Annotated in this window: 1 pseudogene; it reads right to left on the reverse strand. The window is 53.2% G+C overall.

From position 1 onward, the window contains the following. A pseudogene (locus tag A3750_RS03720) lies at window positions 1-626 on the reverse strand (bifunctional prephenate dehydrogenase/3-phosphoshikimate 1-carboxyvinyltransferase); the annotation flags it as partial.

Consider the following 626-nt stretch of genomic DNA (forward strand, 5'->3'; position numbering starts at 1 on the left):
CTGTATGGTCCCGCGTGGGCGCGGGTTCGGTCACGCTGGTCTCGCCGTCGGCGTACATACCCGCCAACAACAAACAAGACTTAACCTGAGCACTTGCCATAGGCATATCATAGTGCATACCCTTTAACCGCTGAGCGCCTTTAATTTTCATTGGTGGGCGCCCACCCTCAGCCGTCTCAATCATTGCACCCATCAGTCTCAAAGGACCTGCGACGCGCTCCATCGGGCGCTTAGAGAGGGACTCATCCCCAGTTAATTCTGTATCGAAGGACTGGCCAGAAAGAAGTCCGGCAAATAAACGCATGCCCGTACCGGAGTTACCAAGATAGATTGGTCCGGGAGGCTGCTGCAGCCCATTCAACCCCACGCCGTGTATTTTTACGCGCCCGTTATGGGGCCCCTCTATCACGACCCCCATATCCCTGAATGCCTGAAGCGTCGCGAGACTATCTTCACCCTCTAGAAAGCCTTCAACCTCGGTAACGCCCTCTGCAAGGGCACCTAGCATAATTGATCTATGCGAGATCGACTTGTCGCCCGCCACACGAATCGAACCGGACAAAGACTGACCAGAACCTGCTTTGAAAATCACATTGTTAGTATTCATAACGTTTAAATAAGACTGC

It is taken from the genome of Oleiphilus sp. HI0079, from assembly GCF_001635105.1.